The sequence below is a fragment of the Arthrobacter sp. AOP29-A2-19 genome, assembly GCF_058138025.1.
On sequence record NZ_CM176894.1, the window covers coordinates 1390808 to 1417231 of the forward strand.

Genomic DNA, 26424 nt, shown 5'->3' on the forward strand with positions numbered 1-26424 from the left:
ATTACGGTCGGACCGTCCCCAATGACTCGGGGATGGCCGCCAGGTAGCCTGCCATGTTGCGGCGGGTCTCGGCCACGGAGTCGCCGCCGAACTTTTCCAGCACGGCCTGCGCCAGCACGAGGGCCACCATGGCCTCGGCCACCACGCCGGCGGCGGGGACCGCGCACACGTCGGATCGCTGGTGGTGCGCCTTGGCGTCCTCGCCGCTGGCCACGTCGATGGTGCGCAGGGCGCGGGGGACGGTGGCGATGGGCTTCATCGCGGCACGGACGCGCAGGACCTGGCCGATGCTCATGCCGCCCTCGATGCCGCCGGCCCGGTTGGTGGCGCGCTCGATGACGCCGTCGCCGGCTCGGACGATCTCGTCGTGGGCCGCGGAACCGCGGCGCGCTGCCGTGAGGAAGCCGTCACCGACCTCGACTCCCTTGATGGCCTGGATGCCCATCAGTGCGGCCGCGAGGCGCGCGTCGAGCCGACGGTCCCAGTGGACATAGGACCCGAGGCCCGGCGGAAGATTGTAGGCAAGAACCTCGACGACGCCGCCCAGCGTCTCGCCCTCCTTGTGCGCGGAGTCGACCTCGCTGACCATCGCGTTCGACGTGTCGCGGTCGAAGCAGCGCAGGGGATCGTTGTCCAGCGCCACGACGTCGGACGGGGCCGGGAGCGCCGAGCCCTCGGGCACGGCGACCGTCCCCACGGAAACGGTGTGGCTGACGAGGCGGATGTCGAGGGACTCGAGGAACGACGCGGCGATCGTGCCGAGGGCGACCCGTGCGGCGGTCTCGCGGGCGCTGGCCCGCTCGAGGACGGGACGGGCGTCGTCGAACCCGTACTTCTGCATGCCCGTGAAGTCGGCGTGGCCCGGGCGCGGGCGGGTGAGCGGGGCGTTCCGCGCCAAGTCCTCCAGCAGTTCCGGAGCCACTGGATCCGCGGCCATGACCTGTTCCCACTTGGGCCACTCCGTGTTTGCGACCTCGACCGCCACGGGGCCACCCTGGGTGAGCCCGTGCCGGACGCCGCCGACGAACGTGACCTGGTCGCGCTCGAACTTCATCCGGGCGCCGCGGCCGTAGCCGAGGCGGCGCCGGGCGAGCGCGTCGCCGACTCCGTCGGTGGTAACGGGTACGCCCGCGGGCAGACCCTCAAGAATTCCAACCAGAGCGGGCCCATGGGATTCGCCCGCCGTCAACCAACGCAACATGCCCTCCATACTGCCACGACGGCGCCCTAGTGGACGGGGCGGGAGACGCCCACTGCGTCACACATCACGTTTGTGACTTGCTCGCGCTGGGCGTCCGTGCCGCCCGTGAAGAGCCTGACCTGCTGTACGGCCTGGTGGACCAGCATCGTCAGACCGCCCGCCGCCACTCCGCCGGCGCCGGACCACGCCGTGGCCAGCGCGGTGGGCCAGGGGTTGTAGACGACGTCCAGCAGGGCCGTCCCCGGGCGCAGCGTGTGGATCCTCAGGTCGGCCAGGAGCCCGTCGGCGGCGTGGGCGGGCAGCGTGGAGACGACCGCGTCGTACTCCCCCATGCGGGAGCCCGCTGTCGCCGCGTCGATGGCTACGGCGGCCATGCCGGATCGTTCCGCCAGCGCGAGGCAGTCGGCCGCGCGCGGCCCGGAGCGGACCACGAAGTCGAGGGCGCGGGCCCCCAGGAGGCGCGCCGCCTCCGTGGCGGCCGTCGCCGTGCCGCCCGCTCCGAGGATGGCCATTCGTCCGGCCGATTCCAGCCCGAGCCCGGCCAGCGCGAGCACGATCCCGTCGACGTCGGTGTTGTCGCCGTGCAGCGCGACGCCGCCCGGCCCGCTGCGGACCACGATCGTGTTGAGGGTGCCGAGCCGGGAAACCCGCTCGGACACCGAGTCCATCAACGGCACGAGCGCATGCTTCAGCGGCATGGTGACGGAGGCCCCCAGCCAGCCGGGTTCCGACCGCAGCATCGCCGCCAGCGAGGCGGCGTCCTCCGCGCCGCCCTCGACGGCACCGTAGGAGATGTCGAGGCCGAGCGCCGAGTACGCGGCGTTGTGGAGCGCCGGCGACCGAGAGTGCCCGATGGGCTTCCCGAAGACGGCGGCGCGGCCGGTTGGGCTCACTTGCAGATGTCGGGGTTGGCCGAGCACCACTGGCGGAACTCCTCCTGGTTCACCAGGTGCTCCGAGTACGTTTCCGCGAACTTCGTCTCGCCGGTGGTCGTGTCGACCGTCACCCAGTAGTAGAAGTTGTTGTCGTCCGGGTCGATCGTCGCCTCGATGGCGGAATTCGCCGGGGAGCCGATCGGGGTAGGGGGCAGGCCGGGGTGGACGTAGGTGTTGTACTTGTTTTTGGCGTCCGCCTTCTCGGTGGGCGTGAACTGCAGGGAGTAGCGTCCCAGGCCGTAGATGACGGCGGAGTCGACCTGAAGCAGGCCGTCGGTCTCCCTGTTGTCCGGCGCGAGGCGGTTCTCCAGCGCCCCGGCGACAATCCTGTAGTCGTCCGGGCGCGCCTCCGCCTGCAGGATGCTGGCGATCTTCAGCACCCGGTACTGCTCCTTGGGGTCGGTGACGCCCTGGCTGGTCAGCTCCTTGAGCGTTGCGTCCACCATAAGCTGGAGGACGCCCTCGGCGTCGGTCTCGAGGGGGAAGCGGTACTCGCCCGGGTGGAGGAAGCCCTCGAGCGTGCTGACCGGGTCCTTCAGGCCGAACTTCTCCGGCTGGGCATTGAGTTCCTCGAGTTCGTCGATCGGGATGCCAGTGGCCTTGTTGATCTCCTCGAACACGGCGTCGGTGCGGACGTTCTGCTTGATCGCGACGTAGTACACCTTCTCCCCGCCGGTGCCGATCATGGCCGTGGCGGCGTCGAGCGCCGGCATGCGGTACTTGAGCACATACTCCCCGGCGTGGATCTCCTTGTCCTCGGAGTCCACTTCCTGGATGGCCTCGAGGAACCGCTGCTGGCTGGATACGATCCCCTGGGCTTGGAGCTCCCGGCCGATTTGGATCGGCCCCCAGCCCTGCTGCACCGTGAAGCTGACCTCGCCCTCGCCGGGGCCTGCGTAGTCGTCAGGCTCCCCCGGCCCGAGCAGGCTCTGAAGGAACAGCACCATGGCGGTCACGAGCACGGCGAACACGCCGATGACCACGAGCATCACGATGTTGCGGCGCCTCCGGCGGCGTTTCCTGATGGACGTCGGCGCACCGCCGGTCGGCAGGAACCCGTCGTTGAGGGGACCGTCGTGGTGCTGGTCCTCGGACGTGCCATGCGAGTCCGTGAACGTGTCTTCGTGCGCCTCGTCACCGTCCGGCTGCGACGCGTCCAGTGGAGCCGTCGACTCTCCCCGACGGCGTCCGGAGCGCAGGCGCCGGAACGGAGGCCCCTGTGCCGGACCCGCGGGTTCGGCGGAGGAATCCTCCACCGACCGCGGGGTCCGGTCGGGGTACTCGGGATGCATGTCGTTCACCGGCAGCCGTCCTTCAGTTGTCGTCCGTCACCGGACTTGCGTCGATCTCAACGGCGACCCCCACGTCCCGCTGTAGTGATTTTTGCATGTTTAGCGCATGTTGCAGAATATCCGCTGCGGCGACTTGGTCAACAACTTGTCGATGTTTGCGTCCGTCGAGGCCCGCCTCACGGAGCGAGCGGTGCGCGGATACGGTGGTCAGGCGCTCGTCGACGAGGCGAACGCCTGCCTCCGAACCCGCTGCGCGCATGCGGATAAGTAGCTCACGAGCATACTCCCGCGCCATGTGTGTTGACTGGGTTTCACCGCCCGAGAGCGACTGCGGCAGCCCAACGAAGACCTCCACCACCGAGCGTTCGGCGACGAGTTCGGCCAGGACGCGAAGGTCCGAGCCTTTTTTGGCGTCACGCTTGAGCGTCCGGAGGGGCGTCGCCAGCAGGCCGTCGGGATCGCAGACGGCGACCCCGACCCTCGCCATCCCGACGTCGACGCCCAGGCGGACGCCGCGCCGGAAACCGCCGGTGGCCGGGGTGCTCAGGATCGCTCCGCGATCTGCCGGACGACGGCGGAGAGGGCGTCGGCGATCTTCGTGGCGTCCTGCCCGCCGCCCTGCGCGACGTCGTCCTTGCCGCCGCCGCCTCCCCCGAGGATACCGGCGGCGGTGCGCACCAGCGCACCGGCCTTCACTCCCGCGGTCCGGGCCGCCTCGTTGGTGGCCACGAGGATCAGCGGTCGCGCATTGGAGACGCCCGCGATGGCGACCGCGGCTGCCTCGGAGCCGAGTCGGCCCCGCAAGTCCAACGCCAGGGAGCGGAGGTCGTCGGCGGAGCCCACGTCACCGGCGTCGTGCGCCAGGACCCGAACGCCGGCGACGTCAGTGGCATTGGACAGCAGGTTGCCCGCCTGGGCGGCCAGCTGCTCTTTGCGAAGCCTTTCGAGTTCCTTCTCCGCGGAGCGCAATTTGGCGACCGTGGACTGGATGCGCTCGGAGAGCTGGTTGGACGGCACGCGGAACATTTCCGAAAGCTCGGACACGAGGGCGCGCTCGGCCGCGCCGTGGCGGAACGCCTCCATTCCGACCAAGGCCTCGACACGGCGGTTGCCCGAGCCGACGGACTGCTCGCCCAAGAGGGTCAGCGTCCCGATCTGGGCCGTGCTGTCCACGTGGGTGCCGCCGCAGAGCTCGCGCGACCACGCGCCGTCGATCTCGACGACCCGGACCTCGCGGCCGTACTTCTCGCCGAACAGGCTCATGGCGCCGAGGGACTTGGCCTCGTCCAGCGGCATGGTGCGCGTGAGCACTCCGTGGTTGTTGCGGATCGCCAGGTTGGAGACCTCCTCGATCTCGCTGCGGGCGGCTGCACTAATGCCCTCGCCCCACGAGAAGTCGAATCGCAGGTACCCGGCCTTGTTGAACGAGCCGCTCTGGAGGGCCTCCGGGCCCAGGATCTGGTGGAGGGCCGCATGCACGATGTGGGTGCCGGAGTGCGCCTGCTCTCCCGCGTGGCGGCGCTGGCGGTCGACCTCCGCGAGAACGCGCGCGTCAGAGGGCAGCTCGCCCTCGCGGACAACCGCGCGGTGGACGCTCAGGCCCTTGATCGGCGACTGCACATCCAGCACCTCGAGGACAAAGCCGTCGCCGGTGATCAGACCGACGTCGGCGGCCTGTCCACCGGCCTCCGCATAGAACGGCGTCTCGGCGAGGACCAGCTCGACCTCTTCGCCCTGGGCCGCGAAGGGGACCAGCTCGCCGGCCCGCACGATCCCGCGCACGCTGGATTCGGTGGTCAGCTCGCTGTAGCCGGTGAAGACGGTCCCGCCGTCGGCGTTGAGCTGGCTGAAGACCGTCAGGTCGGCGTGGCCGGCCTTCTTCTGACGGGAATCCTTCTGGGCGCGCTCGCGCTGTTCGAGCATCAGGGCGCGGAAGCGCGACTCGTCGACCTCGAGCCCGGCCTCGCCCGCGATCTCAAGCGTGAGGTCGATCGGGAAGCCGAACGTGTCGTGGAGCGTGAAGGCGTCCTCGCCGGACAATGCGCCGCCGGCGGCCTTGGACGCCGCCACGGCGTCCTCCAGCCGGGCAGTTCCGCTCGCGATGGTGCGCAGGAACGCCTTCTCTTCCGCGTAGGCGATGCGCGAGATCCGACCGAAGTCGGTTTCGACCTCCGGGTAGACGCCCTTCATGGCGTCGCGCGAGACGGGGAGGAGATCGGGCAGCACCGCGGTGTCCACGCCGAGCAGGCGCATGGCCCGCACGGCGCGGCGGATCAGGCGGCGCAGGACGTAGCCGCGGCCCTCGTTCGACGGGGTCACGCCGTCGGAGATCAGCATCAGGGACGAGCGGATGTGGTCCGCGACGACCCGCAGGCGGACGTCGTCGGTGTGGTGCGGGTCGGCCGGGTCCTCAGTGGAGGTGTACTCCCGGCCGGCCAGCTCGGCCGCCTTGTCCAGGACGGGGCGGACCTGGTCCGTCTCGTACATGTTCTCGACGCCCTGCAGGATCATGGCCAGCCGCTCGAGGCCCAGTCCGGTGTCGATGTTCTTTTTCGGGAGTTCGCCGAGGATCTCGAAATCGTCCTTGCCGGTGCCGGCGCCGCGCTGGTACTGCATAAAAACGAGGTTCCAGATCTCGATGTAGCGGGTGTCGTCCGCCTCGGGGCCGCCCTCGATACCGTATTCGGGGCCGCGGTCGTAGAAGATCTCGGAGCACGGGCCCGCCGGGCCGGGCTGTCCCGTGGACCAGTAGTTGTCCGCCTTGCCCATCTTCTGGATTCGGTCCGCGGGGACGCCGATCTTGCCGCGCCAGATCGCCAGCGCCTCGTCGTCCTCGTGGTAGACGGTGACCCAGAGTCGGTCGGCGGGCAGGCCGAAGCCGCCCTCCTCGACCGGTGTGGTCAGCAGTTCCCAGGCGAAGCCGATGGCATCGTCCTTGAAATAGTCGCCGAAGGAGAAGTTGCCGGCCATCTGGAAAAACGTGCCGTGACGGACGGTCTTGCCGACCTCGTCGATGTCCCCGGTGCGGATGCATTTCTGGATGCTCGTGGCGCGGTCGAACGGCGGCACCTCGCGCGCCGTGAGGTACGGGATGAACGGGACCATGCCGGCGACGGTGAAAAGCAGCGACGGGTCGCTGGAAATCAGCGAGGCGCTGGGCACGGCGGTGTGGCCCTTGGCGACGAAGAAGTCCACCCACCGGCGGGCGATGTCCTGCGATTTCATGTGTCGTTGATCCCTTCGAGGAACTGTGTGGTGGTGTTGGTTGCCCTGCGTGGCGGGCGCTAGTGGCGGCGGAGCGGGGTTGGCGCCGGGGCGGCGGGCACGTCGACGTCCAGGCCCAGCGCGGAGCGCAACTCGGCTTCGCGGCCCGCCATCCCGCTGCGGAACGCGTCCGCTGTGGCGCCGAGCGAGTCCGCGAGGCGACCGACGGCGCGGTTCAGGCCGTCCTTGCTGGCGGCGTTCCGCACCTCGTTGACCTTGCCCACGGCCAAAACGCCGATGCCGATCCCGATGCCGACCCAGAAGATCTTCTTGATCATGTACGTCGCCTTTCTAGCGGCTGCGGCGGCCCTTGCCGTCGGTTGTGGCGGACAGTGCGGCGCGCACACCATGGCTGAAGGCGGCCACCTTGATGAGCGGCGATCCCAGCGTGGATGCGACCAGGGACGACAGCGCGGTGATGTTCGCGGAGGCGTCCGAAACGTTGGTCGTGATGCCGTCGACCTTGCGGAGCTGCTGGTTCGTGGTGGAGACGGTCGTGGTGACTTCCTCAAGGAGGGGGCTGGTGCCCTCGGAGATCTCGCGGACCGCATGGCGCAGCTCGTCGAAGACCTTGCCCAGCTTCCAGACGGGAATCGCCAGGAGGGCGACCAGCACGGCAAAGACTCCTGCGGCGATGAGGCCGGCGATGTCGGACCCGGTCATATCAAGTGCTCCTCGGTTCGGTGCTAACAACGGTTTCCAACACTACCCAAACCGGACGGCAACCACAGAGCCCGCGGCCGGAAGGCCGCGGGCTCTGTGGTTGCGATCGGCGCACGGCCGACCCGGTGAACCCGGGACTAGCGTGCGTAGTACTCGACGACGAGGTTCTCTTCGCAGGTCACGGGGACCTCGGAGCGCTTCGGGCGGCGCACGAGGCGGGCCTGGAGCTTCTCCAGCGAAACGTCCAGGTAGCCCGGGACGGCGGGGAGAACATCGCGGTGGGCACCGGCCGCGGCAACCTGGAAAGGCACCATGGTCTCGGAACGCTCGTGCACGGCGATCAACTGACCCTCGGACACGCGGAACGACGGGCGGTCAACGCGCTGGCCATCGACCACAATGTGGCGGTGGACAACAAGCTGGCGGGCCTGGGCGATCGTGCGGGCGAAGCCGGCACGCAGCACCAGGGCGTCCAGGCGCATTTCCAGCAGCTCGACCAGGTTCTCACCGGTCAGGCCGGCGGTGCGCTTGGCTTCCTCGAAGGCACGGGCCATCTGTGCCTCGCGGATGCCGTACTGGGCGCGCAGGCGCTGCTTTTCGCGCAGACGCACCGCGTAGTCGCTGTCCTGCTTCTTGCGGGCGCGTCCGTGCTGGCCGGGGCCATACGGGCGACGCTCCATGTACTTCTCTGCCTTGGGGGTCAAGGCGATGCCGAGGGCACGCGAAATGCGGACCTTGCGGCGGGCACGGGTGTTGTTAGCCACTGGTGTCCTTCTTCTCTGTCGGCGGCTTTGTTGAGTCTGGCCTCCATGATGGAGAGTGACGGGAAGCCGCTTCCCTGTGTTCTACAGCGCGAACCCCACACGCCGAAGCGCTGCGCCCGAGGGCACCGAAGGGGGACGGCTTGCCAGCCAAGGATCCATCCTACCATCGGCTACTTGCCGCGGACGATCCGCCGGATCCTCTCGAGACGCTCGCCGATGGCGCGCTCGGCGCCGTTCGCGGTCGGCGTGTAGTAGTCGCGGCCCACCAGGTCGTCCGGAACGTACTGCTGCCGGGCGATGCCGTGCGGCTCGTCGTGCGAATAGACGTAGCCCTTGCCGTGTCCCAGCTGCCCGGCGCCCGGATAGTGCGCGTCGCGAAGGTGCGCGGGGATGCCGTGGCCGCGTCCGGCGCGGACGTCCGCCACCGCCGCATTGATCCCGTTGTAGGCGGCGTTGGACTTCGGGGCGGTGGCGAGGTGCACCACCGCGTGCCCCAGGATGATCCGCCCCTCGGGCATTCCGATGAGCTGAACGGCCTGGGCGGCCGCCACGGCGGTCTGCAGGGCCGTGGGATCCGCCATGCCAATGTCTTCCGAGGCGCTGATCATCAGGCGGCGGGCTATGAACCTGGGGTCCTCCCCCGCCTCCAGCATCTTGGCAAGGTAATGCAGCGCCGCGTCGACGTCGGAGCCCCTGATGGACTTGATGAACGCGCTGACGACGTCGTAGTGCTGGTCTCCGGCGCGGTCGTAGCGCTGGACGGCGGCGTCCATGGCGCGTTCGGCGTGGGCGGCGGTGACGGCGATGGTTCCCTCGGCGCCCGCGGCCTCTCCCCACGCGACCCCCGCGGCGGCCTCCAGCGCCGTCAGCGAACGGCGGGCGTCGCCGCCGGAGAGCTTGACGAGGTGGTCCAGCGCCTCGTCGTCAAGCCGCACTGTTCCGGCCAGCCCGCGCTCGTCCTCCGCGGCGCGGAGCACAAGGGCCCGGATGTCCCCCTCCTCCAGCGGTTTCAGGGTCAGCAGCAGCGATCTGGAAAGCAGGGGCGCGACGACGGAGAACGACGGGTTCTCGGTCGTCGCCGCGACCAGGACCACCCAGCGGTTTTCCACGCCGGGCAGCAGCGCGTCCTGCTGTGCCTTGTTGAACCGGTGGATCTCGTCGAGGAACAGGACGGTGGTGGTGCCGCGGAGATCGCGGTCCGCCAGCGCCTGGTCCATGACCCTGCGCACGTCCTTCACGCCGGCCGTGATGGCGGACAATTCCACGAACTTCCGGCCCGGTCCGCGGGCGATGACGTGCGCAAGCGTGGTCTTTCCCGTGCCCGGTGGTCCCCAAAGGATGAGGCTCGAGAGGCCCGCGGGACCGGTAGTGGCCGCACCGGCGAGCTGGTGAAGCGGCGATCCGGGCTTGAGCAGGTGGGCCTGACCCACGATCTCGTCGAGGGTCCTCGGGCGCATGCGGACAGCCAACGGTGCACGGGGCCGCCTGCCGTCCCCCGCGCCGTTCGTGCCGTCGTCGGGCTGCTCCTCGTCGTCGCCGTCGTCCATGCTGAACAGATCACTCACGCTCTCCAACCTACCGCCCGCCGGGGCGCAACGCGCCTTCGCCGGCGGGGAGCCGGACATCGCATAAAATCGAGCGGTCCCCCCGATAGTCGGGGCGGCGGAAAGCGAGGTCGGGTCCGTGAAGGCGGTATTGCAGCGGGTGTCGAGCGCGGCGGTCAGCGTCGGCGGCGGCACCGTGGGGCGGATCGACGAACCCGGCCTGCTGGTCCTGCTCGGCGTCAGCCGAGGCGACGGACCGGGCGAGGCGGCGAAACTGGCGGAAAAGGTCTGGCACCTGCGGATGCTGGAGGACGAACAGTCGTGCCACGCGGCCGGCGCCCCGCTGCTGGTCGTCTCGCAGTTCACGCTGTACGGGGAGGTGCGCAAGGGGCGGCGGCCATCGTGGACCGCGGCCGCGGGCCGGGAGCAGTCCGAGCCCCTCTACGAGGAATTCGTCGGATGCCTCCGGGCGCTCGGCGCCCGCGTGGAGACCGGCGCCTTTGGCGAAATGATGGAGGTGTCGCTGGTCAACAGCGGCCCGTTCACGCTCATTGTGGACACGGCCGACCTGCCCTAGGTGGCCTCGGCGTCCGCGGATGCGGCTCCGCGGCGTGCCCCGGCGACGCTTGGCCTTCGTCGGGGCGCTGGTTCAGCAGGTCCTCGATAGGCCCGGCGCCCACGGAGTCTAGGTACCGGGGTTGGTCGGACTCGTGGACGAGCGCGTCCAGGAGTTCCATGACCGCGCGGAGGTCGGCCTCGTAGTGGACGACGTCCCAAACACGGTCCCACGACCAGAACCACTCGTCGGCCGCCACGCGGTCTTCCCGCTCACGGGACGAGGACAGTCGGTGGTGAAGGTGGTAGCCGGCGGCGGCCGCCGCGGGCGAGGTGCGGTCGTCCATGCCGCCGTTCTGCGGCCCTGCACGTGTCCGGGACGGCAAACCGGCTCCCGACGGAAACGCATCGGGGCGCGCGCCCGATGGCGCGCGCCCCGACGTCGTGCCCCATTGGCGGGCCGTGGCCCGCCAACGCGCGGCTACTTGGCCGCCGCGACCTCGCCCTCGGCCTTCTCGGGCTGCGCGTCGTCGGCCTTGGAGCCGTCCCTCTTGGGCTCGGGCTTGGCGTCGACGCCGGCCTCCTTGCGCTGCTGCGGCGTGATCGGCGCCGGGGCGGCCGTCAGCGGATCGAATCCGCCACCGGTCTTCGGGAACGCGATCACGTCGCGGATCGAGTCCGAACCGGTCATCAGCTGCACCACCCGGTCCCAGCCGAACGCGATTCCGCCGTGCGGCGGCGCCCCGTACTTGAAGCCCTCGAGGAGAAAGCCGAACTTCTCCTGCGCGGACTGCTCGTCGATGCCCATCATCCGGAACACCCGCTCCTGGATGTCCGCCTGGTGGATACGGATGGACCCGCCGCCGATCTCGTTGCCGTTGCAGACGATGTCGTAGGCGTAGGCCAGGGCGTTCTCCGGGTCCGTGTCGAACGTGTCCATGAACTCAGGCTTCGGGGACGTGAACGCGTGGTGCACCGCAGTCCATTGGCCGGAGCCCACCGCCACGTCGCCGGATGCGACGGCGTCCGAGGCGGCCTCGAACAGCGGCGCGTCCACGACCCACACGAAGGCCCAATCGCCGTCCTTGACGAGGCCGGTCCGGTGGCCGATCTCGACGCGGACGGCGCCGAGGATGGCGCGGGACTCGTTGCGCGCACCGGCGGCGAAGAAGATGCAGTCGCCGGGGTTGGCGCCAACGGCGGCGGCGAGGTTCTCCCGCTCGGCGTCGGAGAGGTTCTTGGCGACCGGTCCGGTCAGCAAGCCGTCCTCCTGGATCAGCACGTAGGCCAGGCCCTTGGCGCCGCGCTGCTTGGCGAACTCCTGCCAGGCGTCGAGCGTGCGGCGGGGCTGGGAGGCGCCGCCGGGCATCACGACGGCGCCGACGTACGGCGACTGGAACACGCGGAAAGTGGTGTCCTTGAAGAAATCGGTGAGTTCGGTCAGCTCCAGGCCGAAGCGGAGGTCCGGCTTGTCGGATCCGTAGCGGGCCATTGCGTCGCGGTAGGTGATGCGCTGGATCGGCGTCGGGATCTCCACGTCGATCAGCTTCCACAGGGCCTTGACGATGTTCTCGCCGAGGGCGATCACGTCGTCCTGCTCCACGAAGGAGGCCTCGATGTCCAGCTGCGTGAACTCCGGCTGCCGGTCGGCGCGGAAGTCCTCGTCGCGGTAGCAGCGCGCGATCTGGTAGTACTTCTCGAACCCGCCGACCTGCAACAGCTGCTTGAACAGCTGCGGCGACTGCGGGAGCGCGTACCAGGCGCCCGGGGAGAGGCGGGCGGGCACCAGGAAGTCGCGGGCGCCCTCCGGCGTCGAGCGCGTCAGGGTCGGGGTCTCGATCTCCACGAAGCCCTCGCCGTGAAGCAGCTCGCGGGCAACGCGGTTGGCCTCCGACCGCAGGCGGATGTTCGCGTTCGGGGTGGGGCGGCGCAGGTCCAGGTAGCGGTGGCGCAGGCGCGCCTCCTCGCCGACCTCGACGTGCTCGTCCACCTGGAACGGGAGGGGGGCCGCCGTGTTCAGCACCGTGACGGTCTCCGCGATGACCTCGACCTCGCCGGTGGTGAGCGCGGGGTTCTCGTTGCCCTCCGGACGGCGCTCGACGGTGCCGCTGACCTGGAGAACGAATTCGTTGCGCAGGTGGTGGAAGTCGGCCTCGTCGCGCACCACGATCTGGGACACGCCGGACGCGTCGCGCAGGTCGATGAACGCGACCCCTCCGTGGTCTCGGCGGCGGGCAACCCAGCCTGCCAGGGTAACGGTTTGTCCAATGTGCTCGGCCCTGAGGGTACCCAGGTCGTGAGTGCGCAGCACTGCGGTCCTTTCGGAAGGGGGTTGCGTCAGCATCCGGCGCGTGGGCCGTGGTGCGTGGCGGTGTGGTTAGATCAATCTCGAACGAGTTTACCGGTCGGCCGAGTGCCGCCGGAATCAGGCACCTTTCCCTCGAGGGGCCCTCGCGCCGCCGCGCCGCATCCCACGGCCGCCACGACGAGTACCCGGAGGCCACAAACCATGTCTGCCCGCACACCGCTCCAACGATCGCTGGGCCTGTTCGACGCGACCACCTTGGGCGTTGCCTCCATGGTGGGTGCCGGCGTCTTTGTTGTCCTCTCCCCCGCGGCCGCCCGCGCCGGTTCGCTGCTGTGGGCGGCGCTGCTCGTCGCCGCCGCCGTCGCCGCGGCGAACGCGTTGGCCGTCGCGGCGTTGGCCGCCGTCCATCCCGCCAGTGGCGGGGCCTACCTGTACGGCCGCCGCCAGCTGGGGCCGTGGCGTGGCTTCCTGGCCGGTTGGGGTTTTGTGACCGGAAAAACAGCGTCCTGCGCCGCGATGGCCTACACGTTTGGCCTCTACACCGCGCCCTCCCACGCGGTCCCCTTGGCGATCGGGGCGGTGGCCGCGGTGACGGCCGTCAACCTCCGCGGAATCAGCCGCACCGCGGGGGCGGCCCGGCTGTTGCTGGCACCCGTGCTCGGCGTGCTGGTCTTTGTGGCCGCCGGCGCCCTCGCCGGTCCCGAAGCCGGTGCCGCGTCGCCCGCTGTCCCGGCCGACGCGTGGGCGGTCCCCCAGGCCGCCGGGCTGCTGTTCTTCGCCTTCGCCGGCTACGCACGGATCGCAACGCTCGGCGAGGAGGTGAGGGATCCGCAACGCACCATCCCGCTCGCCGTCGCGGGCGCCCTCGGCGCGACGCTGCTGGTGTACGCGGCGTTGGCCGCCGGTCTCGTGAGGCTCCTCGGCGTGGAGGGGCTGGCCGCCACAACGACTCCGGTGCGCGACGCCGTCGTGCTCCTCGGCGCTCCGGCCTGGATTGCCGCCGCGGGAGCGGCACTGGCGTCGCTCGGTGCGCTGCTCGCGCTCGTGGCGGGGATCTCCCGGACGGCGCTGGCGATGGCACGCGAGGGCGATCTCCCGGCCGCGCTATCCCGCGTGGGTTCCCGGCACGCGGTTCCCTGGGTCGCCGAAATCTGTGCGGCGGTGGTGGTGGTGCTTCTGTTGGTGACCACCAACGTGACCACCATCATCGGGTTCTCCAGCTTCGGGGTGCTCGCTTACTACGCCGTCGCCAACGCCTCCGCCTGGACGCTGAGGGAACGCCCGTGGTACTCGCCCCGCTGGCTGAACGCCGCCGGCCTGGCGGCGTGCCTGCTGCTGGCGTTCACGCTCCCGTGGGCCAGCATCGCCGCCATGGCGGGGGTCTTTGCCGTGGGATGCGCGGGCCGCGCGCTGGCCTTGGTGCCGCGGCGGCGCGCCCGGTCCTGAGCGGGGCCGGACGCGCGCCGGACGCGCGCCGACGTCCTAGACGGCGGTCGGGGCCCCAATCCGGGGCACCAGGTCCGCGGCGGGGGGCGCCCAGGCAGCGGGGTCCGCGGCGACCTGCTCGCCGCTGCGGATGTCCTTGACCTCGTGTGTGCCGTCCTCGGCGGTGAACCAAACGAAGGGGATGCCGCGGCGGTCCGCGTACTTGATCTGCTTGCCGAACTTGTCCGCCTTCGCGGCGACCTCGACGTTGATCCCGCGGGAACGGAGTGAGGCTGCCACATCCTGGGCGGCGGACCACGAGTCGTCGTGGGCAAGGGCCACCAGGACCGCGGTCGGCACGTCCCGCGATGCGACCGCGCTTCCGTCGGCCAGCAGCCGGGAGACCAGGCGGCTGACGCCGATCGAGAGGCCCACGCCCGGGAACGTCTTGTTCCCCTTGGTTGCCAGCGACTCGTAGCGTCCGCCCGAACAGATCGAACCCAGGTGTTCGTGGCCCACGAGGACCGTCTCGTAGACCGTGCCCGTGTAGTAGTCCAGGCCACGGGCGATGCTGAGGTCGGCGACCACGCGTCCCGGGGCGCGCGCGACCGCGGCCTCGATCACCTGCGACAGCTCGTCCAGCCCCTGGTCCAGCAGTTCGTCCCGCACGCCCAGCGCGCGGACCCGCTCCACGAAGGATGTGTCCTCCGTGCGGATGTCGGCCAGGGCCAGCGCGGAGGCGGCCTGGTCGGCGGTGGCGCCGACTTCCTCCCGCAGCAGGGCGGCAACCTTCTCCGGCCCGATCTTCTCGAGCTTGTCGATGCTGCGCAGGACGCCGGCCGTGTCCTCCAGCCCCAGCCCGCGGTAGAAGCCCTCGGCGAGCTTGCGGTTGTTCACGCGGAGCCGGAAATCGCCGATGGGGAGGGCGGACAGGGCTTCGGCGATCACCAGGGCCAGTTCGACGTCGTAGCGGAACGGCAGTGTGCCGTCGCCGACGACGTCGATGTCCGCCTGGGTGAACTCCCGGTAGCGCCCGTCCTGCGGGCGCTCGCCGCGCCAGACCTTCTGGATCTGGTAGCGCCGGAAGGGGAAGGCGAGGTGCCCCGCGTTCTCCACCACGTAGCGGGCGAAGGGAACCGTCAGGTCGAAGTGCAGCGCGAGGGCGCTCGGATCGGTCTTGGCGGCCTCCGTGTCGTCGCCCTGCAGGCGGGAGAGGCCGTAGACCTCCTTGTCGATCTCGCCCTTGCGCAGGAGTTGGCCGACCGTCTCGACGGCGCGGGTCTCGATGTTGCCGAATCCGTGCAACTCGAAGGTCCGCCGCAGGCTGTCCAGTATGTGTAGTTCCACGAGTCGCTCGTTGGGAAGCCATTCGGGGAAACCTGACAGGGAGGCCTTGCGTGCCATGGGGTCGAAAACTCCTTAGATCTGCGGCTGGGGGCCGCGCTTCGCGGCCACCGCGCCCTCCGGCGGCGGCGCCGCGGCGACTGCCCCATTCTAGGTGGACGCCGGTCGCGGCCGCGACCGGCCGGGTCGTGAACTACCTGTGGACGGGGGGACTCGGTAAAGTGACGGGAGAACACGAGTCTTGGAGGCATTCCAGGACGGATCCGAGTGAAAGAGTTCCAGCGGTGACCACCAGTCAGCAATCCGACGACCACAACACGCCCGCCACCGACGCCGAAGCGCAGGTTTCGGCGGAAGGCGGGCAGGCGACCCCCGCGCAGCCGCCCCGCGACGACGCGGAAAGCGGGAGCCCGGAGGTCGGGGGCCAGGGATCCGCCGAAGCTGTTTCCGCGGCAGACGCGGATGGGCAGGCGCCGGCCGTGGAGCCGGCCGCCGAGGCCGTTGGCGCACAGGCGACTCCGGAGGCCGCCTCGCCGGACGCCACGGAGCCTTCCGTCGACGCCGCGGAATCGAACACCGCCACGGACTCGGCGGATGCCACAGCAGCGCAGGAAGCGCCGGCCGCGCCAGCGGCCGCCACGACCGCTCCCACCCCGACGCCGAAGCCGTCGACCGTGCCCAAGCCGGCGGCCGGGGTCCCGGCTCCCAAGGCCGCCGCGCCCGGTCCGCGCCCGCCGAAGACCGCGGCGCCCGTGGTTCCGGTCCCGCCGTCCTTCAGCACTCCCCTGGAGGAAGCCGCCAAGTTCGCCCGCGTCGCAGAGGACGGGCACGTGTTCGTGATCATCGGTGGCGAGGAGCACGCGGTCGGCCAGTACCCGGACGCCACGCACGAGGAGGCGCTTGCCTACTTCGTGCGCAAGCACGACGACGTCGTCAGCCAGCTGCTCCTGCTGGAGCAGCGCGTCGCCGCCAAGGCGCCGACGACGGACATGTCCAAGACGCTGGACCACCTCGCCGAGTCCGTGGCGGAACGGAAGATGGTCGGCGACCTCGAGGCGCTCGAGGCGCGCATCGCCGTCGTCCGCGAGGAAGTCGCCGAACTCCACAAGGTGGAGCGGAAGGCCCAGGAGGCGCACCGCGCCGAGGAGCTGGCGGCGCGCGAGGCCATTGTTGCCGAGGCCGAGGAGCTCGCCGGGCGGGATCCGGCGACCGTGCAGTGGAAGCAGGGCAGCAACCGCATGAACGAGCTGTTCGAGCTGTGGAAGGCCGCGCAGAAGAGCGGCTCCCGGCTGGGTCGGTCCACCGAGGACACCCTCTGGAAGCGGTTCCGGGGTGCCCGGACCACGTTCGACCGTCACCGCCGGGCATTCTTCTCCCAGCTGGACGCGGAGAACTCGGAGGCCAAGGCGGCCAAGGAGGCACTCATCGCCCGGGCGGAGGCGCTCGCGACGTCCACCGACTGGGGAGCCACCGCGGCCGAGTACCGGCACCTGATGGACGAGTGGAAGGCCTCCAAGCGCGCGTCCCGCAAGGACGACGACGCTCTCTGGGCACGCTTCCGCGCGGCGCAGGACGTGTTCTTCAACGCTCGCCAGTCCGCAAACCAGGCGATCGACGAGGAGTTCGAGGGCAACCTCGCCGTCAAGGAGCAGATCCTGGCCGAGGCCAAGGCGCTGTTGCCGATCAAGGACCTCGCGGCGGCCAAGAAGGCGCTTGACTCCATCCGCGACCGCTGGGACGCCGCCGGCAAGGTGCCGCGTTCGGCCATGCAGCGCATGGACGGCGGGCTCCGCCAAGTGGAGGATGCGGTGCGCGCTGCCGAGGACGAGCAGTGGCAGCGCTCCAACCCCGAAACGAAGGCCCGCACCAACAGCATGCTGACGCAGCTCGAGGACACCATTGGAGCGCTCGAGGAGGACCTGGAGAAGGCCCGCGCCAAGGGCAACGAGCGCAAGATCCGCGAGGCGGAGGAGGCGCTCGAGGCCCGGCGCGCCTGGCTGGAAACCCTGCGCAAGTCGGCGCAGGACTTCCAGTAGCGTCCCGCGCCCCGCGGCCGAACGGGGCGCCACCGCAGTACCGACCGCCAGGGGGCGGATCCCGATATCCACAATCGGGGTCCGCCCCCTGTGCCGTTCCCGCCCCGTCGGGCAGGGTTGCCCCATGGACGAAAATCTTTTCGGCGGCGACGGGCCCCGCATATTGGTGGGGGGCGGCCCGCACTCGCCGGCGGAGCTCCGCGCCATGGAGCTCGACGGCGTGCTGCGCCGCGTCTTGCCCGGAGCCTACGTCCCGGCCCGGCACGCCGACTCACCCACGCTGCGGGCGGCGGCGGCCGCGGCGCTGGCGGGCCAACGGTTGCGCGGGGGCGCCGTGGGACGCCTGACGGCCGCCTGGGTGTACGGATGCGCGCCGGTGCCCGGCGAACTGGAGGTCCTGGTCCCGCGCTTCCACCGTTCCGCCATGGCGCGGGACCCGCTGCGCGTGTGCGTCAGCGAATCCCGCCTGCTGCCCGGGGAAGTCCGCTCGATTGGCGGAGTCGCGGTCACCACGCCGGCCCGAACGGCCCTGGACGTGGCGTTTCACAGCCCGGAGGACCGGGCCGTCCCGGCGCTGACCCGGCTGGTCAACGCCCCGGGGCTGGGCTGTCCGCGCGGCCATCTGCTGCGCCTCGTGGAGGAGACGGCACGGAAGCCCGGCAAGCTGCGGGCCGAACGCCTGGTCCGCGGCCTGCTGACCACCGTGGCCGTCTGAACGGCCGGGCTTCGCCGGGTGCGGCTAGGTGCGGCGCGCGCCGTTGTTCGACGTCGTCCGGTAGACGTCGTAGACGCCGTCGATGCGGCGCACCGCGTTGAGCACGTGGTGCAGGTACTTGGGATCGCCCATCTCGAAGGAGAAGCGGGAGAACGCGACGCGGTTTCGCGTGGTGTTCACGCTGGCCGCGAGGATGTTCACGTGGTTCTCGGACAGCACCCGGGTCACGTCGGAGAGTAGGGACTTCCGGTCCAGTGCCTCCACCTGGATCTCCACGAGGAACACGCTGGACTTGGTGGGCGCCCATTCCACGTCCACCAGCCGCTCGCGCTGGTCCATCAGCGCCGCCAGGTTGGCACAGTCCGCGCGGTGAACGGAGACGCCGGACCCGCGCGTGACGAAGCCCTGGATCTTGTCCGGCGGGACCGGGGTGCAACACCGTGCCAGCTTGGCGAGGACCTCCCCCGCGCCCCGCACGATGACTCCCGAGTCGGAGGACTTCTGACGGTGCGAGTGGGACACCAGCGGCGTCTCGTCGAAGTCCACCTCGTCGGCCTGCGCGGGCCCGACCATGGCCGTCAGGTGTTCGATGACGTTCTGCGCCGAGGTGTGCCCGTCGCCGACGGCCGCGTAGAGGGCCGTGATGTCCTGGTGGCGGAGCTCGTGCGCGACCGCGGTCAGCGTGTCGTGCGTCATGAGCTTTTGCAGCGGGAGGTTGTTCTTGCGCAGGGCCTTGGTCAGCAGGTCCTTGCCCTTGTCGATCGCCTCTTCGCGGCGCTCCTTGGTGAACCACTGGCGGATCTTGTTGCGCGCCCGCGGGCTCTTCACAAAGCCCTGCCAGTCCTGGCTCGGCCCGGCACCCTCCGCCTTGGAGGTGAAGATCTCCACCCAGTCGCCGTGGTGCAGTTCGCTGTTCAGCGGCACCAGCTTGCCGTTGACGCGCGCGCCGATGGTTCGGTGCCCCACTTCCGTGTGGACCGCGTAGGCGAAGTCCACGGGGGTCGACCCCGCCGGCAGGGCCATGACCTCGCCCTTGGGCGTGAAGACGAACACCTCGGCGGCGTTGATCTCGAATCGCAGCGAGTCGAGGAACTCGCCGGGATCGCGCGTCTCCTGCTGCCAGTCCAAGAGGCTGCGCAGCCAGCCCATGTCCGAGCCCTCGGGCCCGTCACCCTCGGTCTTGGCCCCGGGATTCTTGTACTTCCAGTGGGCGGCCACGCCGTACTCGGCTCGGCGGTGCATGTCGTGGGTTCGGATCTGGATCTCCACGGGCTTCCCGCCCGGGCCGATGACCGTGGTGTGCAGCGACTGGTACATGTTGAACTTCGGCATCGCGATGTAGTCCTTGAACCGCCCGGGAAGGGGGTTCCACCGGGCGTGCAGCGCCCCGAGTGTGGCGTAACAGTCGCGGACGCTGTCGACCAGGACGCGCACGCCCATCAGGTCGTGGATGTCGTCGAACTCCTTGCCGCGGACGATCATCTTTTGGTAGATCGAGTAGTAGTGCTTGGGTCGGCCGGTGATGGTCGACCGGATCTTGGCCCCGTGCAGGTCCTCGCCGATCTGGGCCCTGACCGTGGCCAGGTACTTTTCGCGCTCCGGCGTGCGGTCCCCCACCATGCGCACGATCTCTTCGTAGACCTTGGGGTGCAGCGCCGCGAAGGACAGGTCCTCCAGCTCCCACTTGATGGTGTTCATGCCCAGCCGGTGGGCCAGCGGCGCGAAGATCTCCAGCGTCTCCCGGGCCTTCTTGGCGCTGGACTCCGGCGAGACGTAGCGCCACGTCCGGGCATTGTGCAGCCGGTCCGCGAGCTTGATCAGCAGGACGCGGATGTCCTTGGCCATGGCGACAACCATCTTGCGCACGGTCTCGGCCTGCGCGGCCTCGCCGAACTGGACCTTGTCCAGCTTGGTCACCCCGTCGACCAGCATGGCCACTTCGTCGCCGAAGTCGCGCCGGAGCTGTTCCAGCGAGTAGTCCGTGTCCTCGACGGTGTCGTGGAGCAGTGCCGCGGCCAGGGTGGTCCCGGTCATGCCCATCTCCGCGAGGATCGTCGCGACGGCGACGGGGTGCGTGATGTAGGGGTCCCCGCTCTTGCGCTTCTGCCCCTCGTGGCAGCGTTCGGCAACCGCGTAGGCGCGCGTGATCAGGTCCAGGGCCTCGCGTGGGCTGTTGGCGCGCACGGTGCGCAGCAGCGGCTCGAGGATTGGCGGCTGGCCGGAGGTGTTCCGCCCGGCGAGGCGCGCCAGGCGCGACATGGCCCGCTCGCGGCGACCCGGAGCCAGCCTGTCGGACGGCACGGGGGACCCGGGAGCGGCATTGATGGGCTGCTCAGCCAAGGCGGCTCCTCTCGGTTGCGGCCGTGCCCCGGCCGCTTTCCGGGCGCGTGCACGGTGGGCTCGCGTCCGCGGGAACCGGCTGTGGAACTACGGTAAACCAAGGTTATAGCAAGCGGGCACCGCGTGTGTTCAGGGTGCCCGGACAGAGCAAAAGGGGACCGGGGCGGCGCCCCGATCCCCTCCACCAGCGCACGCGCTAGACGGCGACGGCCGCCTCGCGGCGCTCGAGGACGCGCTTGTTGTGGCGCTGGACCTCGGGCTCGCGCGCCCGCAGCACCACGTAGAGGGGGGCTTGCACGAAGATCGTGCACAGCGTTCCCACGATGATGCCGACGAACAGGGCCAGCGCGAGGTCGCGCAGGGTGCCTGCGCCGAGGAGGAAGGCGCCGATGAAGAGGATGGATCCCACCGGCAGGACCGCCACGACGGACGTGTTGATGGACCGGACGAGCGTCTGGTTGATGGCGAGGTTCACCAGCTCCGCGAACGTGCGCTTGTGCTGGTCGAAGAGGTTGGCGGTGTTCTCGCGGATCTTGTCGAAGACCACCACGGTGTCGTAGAGCGAGTAGCTGAGGATGGTCAGGAACCCGATAATGGCCGAGGGAGTGACCTCGAAGTCGGACAACGCGTAGATGCCCGCGGTGACCACGACCACGGTGAAGAGGCCGATGATCGCGGCGAGCGACATCTTCCAGGTGCGGAAGTAGAACGCCATCAGCAGCGCCACCAGCACCACAAAGACGATCAGGCCGAGCAGCGCCTGCTTCGACACGTCCTGGCCCCAGGAGGGGCCGACGAAGGTCGAGGTGACCTGGTCCTTCGTGACGCCGTAGGCGCTGGCCAGGGATTCCGCGACCTCCAGCGTCTGGTCGCCGCCGAGCTGGTCCGTCTGGACGCGCATGGTGTTCGCGGCGATGTTGGTGACGCGCGGCTCGTGGTCGGGGACCACGGCCAGCACGGCCTCCTCTCCGACGGAGACCTCGGTGTTGGCGACCTGGGAGACCGTGAACTCGGAGCCGCCGCTGAATTCGATGCCGAGGTTGAAGCCGCCCTTGACCAGCGGGACGACGACCGACAGGAGGACAAGAGCGGCGGCGATGGCGAACCAGATGCGGCGCAACCCGACGAAGGGGTAGGAGCGCTTGCCGGTGTAGAGCTCGTTGCCCCATGTGGCGAGATTAGGCATTGTCGGATTCCTTCATCGGTTCGTTCGTCGAGGAGGGTGTTGCTGAAGCGCCCTGCGACGCCTTGCGGCGCTCGGCGATCGTCTGGCGCCGCGCGGCCTCCTGGGCGGATGACGCGTTGCGCTTCGGGCGGCCCGCGGCGGCCTCCGTGTTGAAGCGCCTGACCTGTCCCGCGCCCTTGTAGAGCGGCTCCACACCGAGCAGGGACGGGTCGAGGCCGGACAGCCGGTGCCCCTCGCCGAAGAACTTGGTTCGCGAGAGGTACTGCAGGACGGGGTGGGTGAACAGGAACACCACGATGAGGTCGGCAATGGCGGTCAGGCCGAGGGTGAACGCGAACCCGCGGACGTTGCCCACGGCGACGACGTAGAGGACGACGGCGGCCAGCAGGTTGACGGCCTTGGAGGCGACGACGGTCCGCTTGGCGCGCTTCCAGCCGGTCTCCACCGCGGAGGGCAGGGAGCGGCCGTCGCGGAGCTCGTCGCGGATGCGCTCGAAGTAGACGATGAACGAGTCGGCGGTGAGGCCGATCGCCACGATGATGCCGGCGATGCCCGCAAGCGAGAGGCGGTAGTTCTGCGCCCAACCCAGCAGCACGATCGCGAGGTACGTCAGGATGCCGGCGACCACAAGGGACGCCATCGTGACCAGGCCAAGGAGGCGGTACTGGAAGAAGGAGTAGATGGCGACGAGGCCCAGCCCGATCAGGCCGGCGATGAGGCCCATCTTGAGCTGTTCGGAACCCAGCGTCGCCGAGATCTGCTGCTCGCTTTGGATTTCGAAGCTGATGGGCAGCGCGCCGTACTTGAGCTGCTCGGCGAGGGCCTGGGACGACTCCTCCGTGAAGGATCCGGTAATGGACGCCTTGCCATCCGCGATGACGTTGTTCGTCGTCGGCGCCGAGACGATGATGCCGTCAAGGACGATGGCGAACTGGTTCTGAGCGCCCGACATTCCGACGATGCGCTGCGTGACCTCGCTGAACTTCGCGGCGCCCTCGGCGTTGAATTCGAGGGTGACCTCCCACTGTCCGGTGGTGAAGCCCTGCTGCCCGCGCTGCATGCCGAAGCCCGCGTCGGCGATGTCCGTGCCGGGGATTTCGACCGGGCCGAGGATGTACTTGGAACCCGTGCCGGGATCACACGCGATCATAGGCTTTTCGGGGTCGCTGGTGGTCTCCGAGCGGTCGGCGAGTTCGGTCGCGCAGTCGTACGCCTCGAACTGCTGCATCAGCTTGGCGTCGATCCAATTCGTGTCCGAGGCGTTCTCCGGCTCGGCGGTCGGCTTCGGCAGGTCGGCCTTCGGCGTGCGGTCGGCCTCGGGGGTCGCGGCGAAGGGCCCGGCGACGATGACCGGGCGGAACTCCATGTTTGCGGAGGCCTGGATCAGTTCCCGCGTCTTCGCGTCCGGGGTGCCCGGCATGGACACCACCACGTTGCGTCCGGACTGGGTGGTGATCTCGGCCTCGGACACGCCGGAACCGTCGACGCGCTGGCGGATGATCTCCACCGCCTGGTCCAACTGGTCCTGCGTGGCCGCCGCGCCGCCCTGGACCTTGGGCGCCAGGATCATCTGGGTGCCGCCCTCCAGGTCGAGCGCGAGCTTGGGTGAGAACGTGGAGTTGCCGGTGGCGACCCCGGTGACGAGGACTGCGCTGCAGACAACCAGGAGCGCTCCGAGCCACAGCAGGGCGCGGCGGGCGTGCCTGATTGGGCCATTTGATGACATCGCGGGACTTTCTTCTCAAGACACCCGTCGGGGCATCGCAGGGCACGACCGCGCCCGCCGCGTGGCGGCGGGCGCCGGGCCGGCTATTCCTTGTTCTTGGCGTCCCCGTCGAGGCGGCGCAGGGTCTCTTCGGGCGTCTCTTCGTGCAACGCGTTCGGCGCGGCGCTCGTGGAGTCCGCCTGCGGTGCCGCGTCGACGACGGGCGCCGGATCGGCGGCGGGAGCCTCGTCCACCGGGGCCCCGGCCAGGGGAACAACACGCGCGACGGCCTGCGAGTGGACGGTGGCGGTGTTGCCCGGGGAAATCTCCAGGACGATCTTGTTCTCGTCGGTGTCGATGGACACGACGGTTCCGTAGAGGCCGAACTGGGTCATGACCTCGGCTCCCGGCTGGAGGCCGGACTGCAGCTCCTCCTGCTGCTTCTTGGCCTTCTTGCGGCCGCGGAACATCATGAAGATGAGGAACGCGAACGCCGCCAGGAGGATCAGCGTCATCGGGTCAAAACCCGAGGCGGCGGGTTGCGTGCTTTGGGCCAGTACCGTGGTGGTCAAAAGTGGCTACCTGTTTCTGTTCTCGCTGGATGTGGGCAACCGGCGCATGGAGCGCGTCGCCTGGGGGCAAGACCCCATTGTATAGCCGCATCCTGAACCTTTTGTGACCGCCGCAACGGCCGTCCGCGGTGCCATCCACTGCGGCGGGCGCGGGACGGCCGGTCAGGAGTCCGTGCCGCCGGGGCCGACCGCGTCGCCGAACACCACCGTCGGCTGCCCCGCCAGAAAGGCGTCCGGCGGCATCGCCAGGCCGAGGTGCTCCCACGCCGCGGGCATCGCGATGCGTCCGCGCGGCGTCCGGCCCAGCAGTCCCTCCCGCACCAGGTACGGCTCGGCCACCGTCTCCACGGTCTCCGTCTCCTCGCCGACGGCGATGGCCAGCGTGGACAGGCCGACCGGGCCGCCGCCGAACTTTGTGCACAGCGCATGCAACACCGAGCGGTCCAGGCGGTCCAGCCCCCGCTCGTCCACCTCGTACATGTCCAGCGCCGCCGAGGCCGCCCGCGCGTCGATGTGCTCGATCGAGTGGACCAGCGCCCAGTCGCGGACTCGGCGCAGGAGGCGGTTGGAGATGCGTGGCGTCCCGCGCGACCGGGAGGCGATCTCCGAGAAGGCAGCCGAGTTCACGCGCAGGTCCATCAGCATGGCGGAGCGGCGCAGTACCAGCTCGAGCTCCTCGGTGGAGTAGAACTCCAGGTGTCCCGTGAAGCCGAACCGGTCCCGCAGCGGTCCCGGGAGCAGGCCGGCGCGGGTCGTCGCGCCCACCAGCGTGAAGGGCGGGAGCTCCAGCGGGATGGCCGTGGCGCCCGCGCCCTTGCCGACCACGATGTCCACGCGGAAGTCCTCCATGGCCATGTAGAGCATCTCCTCGGCGGGCCGGCTCATGCGGTGGATCTCGTCGAGGAACAGCACCTCGCCCTCCGTCAGCGAGGAGAGGATGGCGGCCAGGTCGCCGGCGTGCTGGATCGCGGGGCCCGAACTGATCCGCAGCGGGGCGTTCATCTCCGCGGCAATGATCATGGCCAGCGTGGTCTTGCCCAGTCCGGGGGGCCCGGACAGCAGGACGTGGTCCGCCGTCCGTTCACGGATGCGCGCGGCCTCCAGCACAAGCGAGAGCTGTTTGCGGACGCGGTGCTGGCCCACGAAGTCGTGCAGGTTCTTGGGGCGCAGCGCCGCCTCGATGGCGCGCTCCTCCGGCTCGCTGCCCGCCGCCGTCAGCGGTGCGTTCTCGGCCATGCGGGCTCCTACCTTCCGGTCCGCGCCGCGCCGCGGCCCAGGTCCCGCAGCACGGCGCGCAGGATGTCGCCCACGTTGCCGCCGGCGACAACGTCCGGCATGGCCTCGGCGGAGGCGTCGACCGCCTTCACGGCGTCCTTCTCCGACCAACCCAGGCCGGTGAGCGCCTCAAGGACCTGCCCCTTCCAGGCGGGCCCGGAGGACGCGGGGGCCGCCTGGCCCCCCGCCTCCCCCGTCGGGACGAGCTTTCCGGCGAGCTCGAGCACGATCCGCTGGGCACCCTTGGGGCCCACGCCCGGAACGCGGGTGAACGCCTTGGCGTCCCCGGACGACGCGGCGACCCGGACGTCCTCGGGGCTGTGGACGGCCAGGATGGCCAAGGCCAAGCGGGGGCCGATGCCGGCGACGGAAAGGAGTGTCTCGAAGACCTCCCGCTCGCCCGCGTCGGCGAAGCCGAACAGCGTCATCGACTCCTCGCGCACCACCATGGACGTGTGGACCACGGCGTCGCGGCCGATGTGCAGCGTCGAGAGCGTCTGCGGTGTGGCCTGGACCAGCATCCCGAAGCCGGAGACCTCGACGACGGCGCTGTTGGGTCCAACGTGGCGGACCACGCCGCTCAGGGAACTGATCATGCTCTTGCCAACCTCCGGCGTCGTACGGCGTCCGGAGCGCGCCGACTGGCGTATCCGAACATATCTACGAACAGACTACCCGGGCGGGGCGCGGTTTCGGCCTAGCGACGCGGGCCGGAGCCGCGGCGGGAATTCGCCTCCGCGGCGGCCCAGGCGCGCTGTGCCGGCGTCAGGCCGCTGGAGCCCCCGGCGACCGAGTGCGAGGCCTGCATTCCCGGGGCCGCCCCGCGCCACCCGTGGGTGATGGCCAGCGCGGCGGCGTCGGCCGCGTCCGCGGGCCTCGGCGGCGCGTCCAGGCGCAGGATCTTCGCCACCATCTTGCCAACGGCGGCCTTGTCCGCCTGGCCGCTTCCGGTCACGGCCGCCTTGACCTCGGTCGGCGTGTGCATCGCCACGGGAATGCCCCGGCGCGCCGCGGAGACGATGACGATGCCGGAGGCCTGGGCCGTTCCCATCACGCTGCTGACGTTGAGCTGGCTGAAGACCCGCTCGACGGCCATAACGTCCGGCTTGAACCGGTCCAGCCAGTCGTCGATGGCCTCCGCGATGGCCAGTAGCCGCATGTCGAGGTGGCTCTCCGGCGATGTGCCGACCACCGTCACGTCCACCAGCGTGGCGCGCCGGTTCGGTTCGATGTCCACCACGGCCAGGCCGCAGCGGGTGAGTCCGGGATCGACGCCGACGACGCGGAGCGCCACGACGGC

The 26424-nt window shown here is 70.1% G+C and carries 23 protein-coding genes; 4 read left to right on the top strand and 19 right to left on the bottom strand.

Features of this window, described 5'->3' with window-relative positions; all coding sequences use genetic code 11:
• Position 1 precedes the first annotated feature (1 nt).
• The 9 genes from aroC to AC3ZJJ_RS06400 form a co-directional block, all read right to left on the bottom strand.
• Positions 2–1201, bottom strand: coding sequence for a chorismate synthase (aroC, locus tag AC3ZJJ_RS06360; protein WP_489894622.1), 1200 nt, complete (start codon positions 1199–1201; stop codon positions 2–4).
• Positions 1202–1227: 26 nt separating this feature from the next.
• Positions 1228–2094, bottom strand: a complete 867-nt coding sequence (locus tag AC3ZJJ_RS06365) for a shikimate dehydrogenase family protein (RefSeq protein WP_489894624.1) — start codon at positions 2092–2094, stop codon at positions 1228–1230.
• Positions 2091–3428 carry an endolytic transglycosylase MltG gene (mltG, locus tag AC3ZJJ_RS06370; protein WP_489895711.1) on the bottom strand — a complete coding sequence of 446 codons (1338 nt, stop codon included), beginning with the start codon at positions 3426–3428 and terminating at the stop codon, positions 2091–2093. The genes AC3ZJJ_RS06365 and mltG overlap by 4 nt, the downstream gene beginning before the upstream one ends.
• A gap of 22 nt (positions 3429–3450) precedes the next feature.
• The gene (gene ruvX / locus AC3ZJJ_RS06375; protein ID WP_489894626.1) at positions 3451–3915 is read right to left on the bottom strand and encodes a Holliday junction resolvase RuvX; all 465 of its coding nucleotides are present in this window, start codon (positions 3913–3915) and stop codon (positions 3451–3453) included.
• 56 nt (positions 3916–3971) lie between these two features.
• Positions 3972–6653: an alanine--tRNA ligase gene (gene alaS, locus AC3ZJJ_RS06380; protein WP_489894628.1), complete on the bottom strand. Its 2682-nt coding sequence runs from the start codon at positions 6651–6653 to the stop codon at positions 3972–3974.
• Positions 6654–6712: 59 nt separating this feature from the next.
• A complete protein-coding gene (locus tag AC3ZJJ_RS06385) occupies positions 6713–6970 on the bottom strand; it encodes a hypothetical protein (protein ID WP_489894630.1) in 258 nt (85 codons plus the stop codon).
• 13 nt (positions 6971–6983) lie between these two features.
• On the bottom strand, positions 6984–7355 hold the full coding sequence (locus tag AC3ZJJ_RS06390) for a DUF948 domain-containing protein (RefSeq protein ID WP_489894632.1): 372 nt from the start codon (positions 7353–7355) through the stop codon (positions 6984–6986).
• A gap of 137 nt (positions 7356–7492) precedes the next feature.
• Entirely contained in the window at positions 7493–8119 is a 627-nt protein-coding gene (gene rpsD, locus AC3ZJJ_RS06395; protein WP_489894634.1) for a 30S ribosomal protein S4, read from the bottom strand.
• Between the two features lie 170 nt (positions 8120–8289).
• Positions 8290–9684: a replication-associated recombination protein A gene (locus AC3ZJJ_RS06400; RefSeq protein ID WP_489894636.1), complete on the bottom strand. Its 1395-nt coding sequence runs from the start codon at positions 9682–9684 to the stop codon at positions 8290–8292.
• 118 nt (positions 9685–9802) lie between these two features.
• On the opposite strand from AC3ZJJ_RS06400, the gene dtd reads away from it, so the two are divergent.
• A complete protein-coding gene (gene dtd, locus AC3ZJJ_RS06405; protein WP_489894638.1) occupies positions 9803–10240 on the top strand; it encodes a D-aminoacyl-tRNA deacylase in 438 nt (145 codons plus the stop codon).
• On the opposite strand, the gene AC3ZJJ_RS06410 is transcribed toward dtd, so the two are convergent.
• Together AC3ZJJ_RS06410 and aspS are read right to left on the bottom strand one after the other, a co-directional pair.
• Entirely contained in the window at positions 10212–10565 is a 354-nt protein-coding gene (locus AC3ZJJ_RS06410) for a hypothetical protein (protein ID WP_489894640.1), read from the bottom strand. The genes dtd and AC3ZJJ_RS06410 overlap by 29 nt on opposite strands.
• 134 nt (positions 10566–10699) lie before the next feature.
• The gene (aspS, locus tag AC3ZJJ_RS06415; RefSeq protein WP_489894642.1) at positions 10700–12529 is read right to left on the bottom strand and encodes an aspartate--tRNA ligase; all 1830 of its coding nucleotides are present in this window, start codon (positions 12527–12529) and stop codon (positions 10700–10702) included.
• Between the two features lie 198 nt (positions 12530–12727).
• Here aspS and AC3ZJJ_RS06420 point away from each other — a divergent pair, with 198 nt between their 5' ends.
• Positions 12728–13972 (top strand): APC family permease, encoded by a 1245-nt coding sequence (locus tag AC3ZJJ_RS06420; protein WP_489894644.1) that lies wholly within the window; start codon positions 12728–12730, stop codon positions 13970–13972.
• 36 nt (positions 13973–14008) lie between these two features.
• On the opposite strand, the gene hisS is transcribed toward AC3ZJJ_RS06420, so the two are convergent.
• A complete protein-coding gene (gene hisS / locus AC3ZJJ_RS06425) occupies positions 14009–15355 on the bottom strand; it encodes a histidine--tRNA ligase (RefSeq protein ID WP_489894646.1) in 1347 nt (448 codons plus the stop codon).
• Positions 15356–15579: 224 nt separating this feature from the next.
• Here hisS and AC3ZJJ_RS06430 point away from each other — a divergent pair, with 224 nt between their 5' ends.
• The gene (locus AC3ZJJ_RS06430) at positions 15580–17331 is read left to right on the top strand and encodes a DUF349 domain-containing protein (RefSeq protein ID WP_489894648.1); all 1752 of its coding nucleotides are present in this window, start codon (positions 15580–15582) and stop codon (positions 17329–17331) included.
• A gap of 124 nt (positions 17332–17455) precedes the next feature.
• Entirely contained in the window at positions 17456–18046 is a 591-nt protein-coding gene (locus tag AC3ZJJ_RS06435; RefSeq protein ID WP_489894650.1) for a type IV toxin-antitoxin system AbiEi family antitoxin, read from the top strand.
• A gap of 24 nt (positions 18047–18070) precedes the next feature.
• Here the strand turns inward: AC3ZJJ_RS06435 and AC3ZJJ_RS06440 are convergent, their stop codons facing one another.
• The 7 genes from AC3ZJJ_RS06440 to ruvC form a co-directional block, all read right to left on the bottom strand.
• Positions 18071–20305 (bottom strand): RelA/SpoT family protein, encoded by a 2235-nt coding sequence (locus tag AC3ZJJ_RS06440; protein WP_489895713.1) that lies wholly within the window; start codon positions 20303–20305, stop codon positions 18071–18073.
• A gap of 277 nt (positions 20306–20582) precedes the next feature.
• Positions 20583–21572 carry a protein translocase subunit SecF gene (secF, locus tag AC3ZJJ_RS06445; RefSeq protein WP_489894653.1) on the bottom strand — a complete coding sequence of 330 codons (990 nt, stop codon included), beginning with the start codon at positions 21570–21572 and terminating at the stop codon, positions 20583–20585.
• On the bottom strand, positions 21565–23298 hold the full coding sequence (gene secD / locus AC3ZJJ_RS06450; protein WP_489894655.1) for a protein translocase subunit SecD: 1734 nt from the start codon (positions 23296–23298) through the stop codon (positions 21565–21567). The genes secF and secD overlap by 8 nt, the downstream gene beginning before the upstream one ends.
• Before the next feature lie 83 nt (positions 23299–23381).
• Positions 23382–23849, bottom strand: a complete 468-nt coding sequence (yajC, locus tag AC3ZJJ_RS06455) for a preprotein translocase subunit YajC (protein WP_489894657.1) — start codon at positions 23847–23849, stop codon at positions 23382–23384.
• A gap of 162 nt (positions 23850–24011) precedes the next feature.
• A complete protein-coding gene (ruvB, locus tag AC3ZJJ_RS06460) occupies positions 24012–25085 on the bottom strand; it encodes a Holliday junction branch migration DNA helicase RuvB (RefSeq protein ID WP_489894659.1) in 1074 nt (357 codons plus the stop codon).
• A gap of 8 nt (positions 25086–25093) precedes the next feature.
• Positions 25094–25720 (bottom strand): Holliday junction branch migration protein RuvA, encoded by a 627-nt coding sequence (gene ruvA, locus AC3ZJJ_RS06465; protein WP_489894661.1) that lies wholly within the window; start codon positions 25718–25720, stop codon positions 25094–25096.
• A gap of 101 nt (positions 25721–25821) precedes the next feature.
• Positions 25822–26418, bottom strand: coding sequence for a crossover junction endodeoxyribonuclease RuvC (gene ruvC, locus AC3ZJJ_RS06470; protein WP_489894663.1), 597 nt, complete (start codon positions 26416–26418; stop codon positions 25822–25824).
• Positions 26419–26424: the final 6 nt, after the last annotated feature.

What these genes read in the sequence shown, in the direction of transcription:
- secD (WP_489894655.1), bottom strand. Translation starts at nt 23,298, where the DNA reads ATGTCATCAAATGGCCCAATCAGGCACGCCCGCCGCGCCCTGCTGTGG.
- AC3ZJJ_RS06435 (WP_489894650.1), top strand. Translation starts at nt 17,456, where the DNA reads ATGGACGAAAATCTTTTCGGCGGCGACGGGCCCCGCATATTGGTGGGG.
- mltG (WP_489895711.1), bottom strand. Translation starts at nt 3,428, where the DNA reads ATGCATCCCGAGTACCCCGACCGGACCCCGCGGTCGGTGGAGGATTCC.
- AC3ZJJ_RS06385 (WP_489894630.1), bottom strand. Translation starts at nt 6,970, where the DNA reads ATGATCAAGAAGATCTTCTGGGTCGGCATCGGGATCGGCATCGGCGTT.
- AC3ZJJ_RS06440 (WP_489895713.1), bottom strand. Translation starts at nt 20,305, where the DNA reads ATGTCGCGCCTGGCGCGCCTCGCCGGGCGGAACACCTCCGGCCAGCCG.
- ruvA (WP_489894661.1), bottom strand. Translation starts at nt 25,720, where the DNA reads ATGATCAGTTCCCTGAGCGGCGTGGTCCGCCACGTTGGACCCAACAGC.
- secF (WP_489894653.1), bottom strand. Translation starts at nt 21,572, where the DNA reads ATGCCTAATCTCGCCACATGGGGCAACGAGCTCTACACCGGCAAGCGC.
- AC3ZJJ_RS06410 (WP_489894640.1), bottom strand. Translation starts at nt 10,565, where the DNA reads ATGGACGACCGCACCTCGCCCGCGGCGGCCGCCGCCGGCTACCACCTT.
- ruvB (WP_489894659.1), bottom strand. Translation starts at nt 25,085, where the DNA reads ATGGCCGAGAACGCACCGCTGACGGCGGCGGGCAGCGAGCCGGAGGAG.
- AC3ZJJ_RS06390 (WP_489894632.1), bottom strand. Translation starts at nt 7,355, where the DNA reads ATGACCGGGTCCGACATCGCCGGCCTCATCGCCGCAGGAGTCTTTGCC.
- AC3ZJJ_RS06420 (WP_489894644.1), top strand. Translation starts at nt 12,728, where the DNA reads ATGTCTGCCCGCACACCGCTCCAACGATCGCTGGGCCTGTTCGACGCG.
- hisS (WP_489894646.1), bottom strand. Translation starts at nt 15,355, where the DNA reads ATGGCACGCAAGGCCTCCCTGTCAGGTTTCCCCGAATGGCTTCCCAAC.
- ruvX (WP_489894626.1), bottom strand. Translation starts at nt 3,915, where the DNA reads ATGGCGAGGGTCGGGGTCGCCGTCTGCGATCCCGACGGCCTGCTGGCG.
- aroC (WP_489894622.1), bottom strand. Translation starts at nt 1,201, where the DNA reads ATGTTGCGTTGGTTGACGGCGGGCGAATCCCATGGGCCCGCTCTGGTT.
- alaS (WP_489894628.1), bottom strand. Translation starts at nt 6,653, where the DNA reads ATGAAATCGCAGGACATCGCCCGCCGGTGGGTGGACTTCTTCGTCGCC.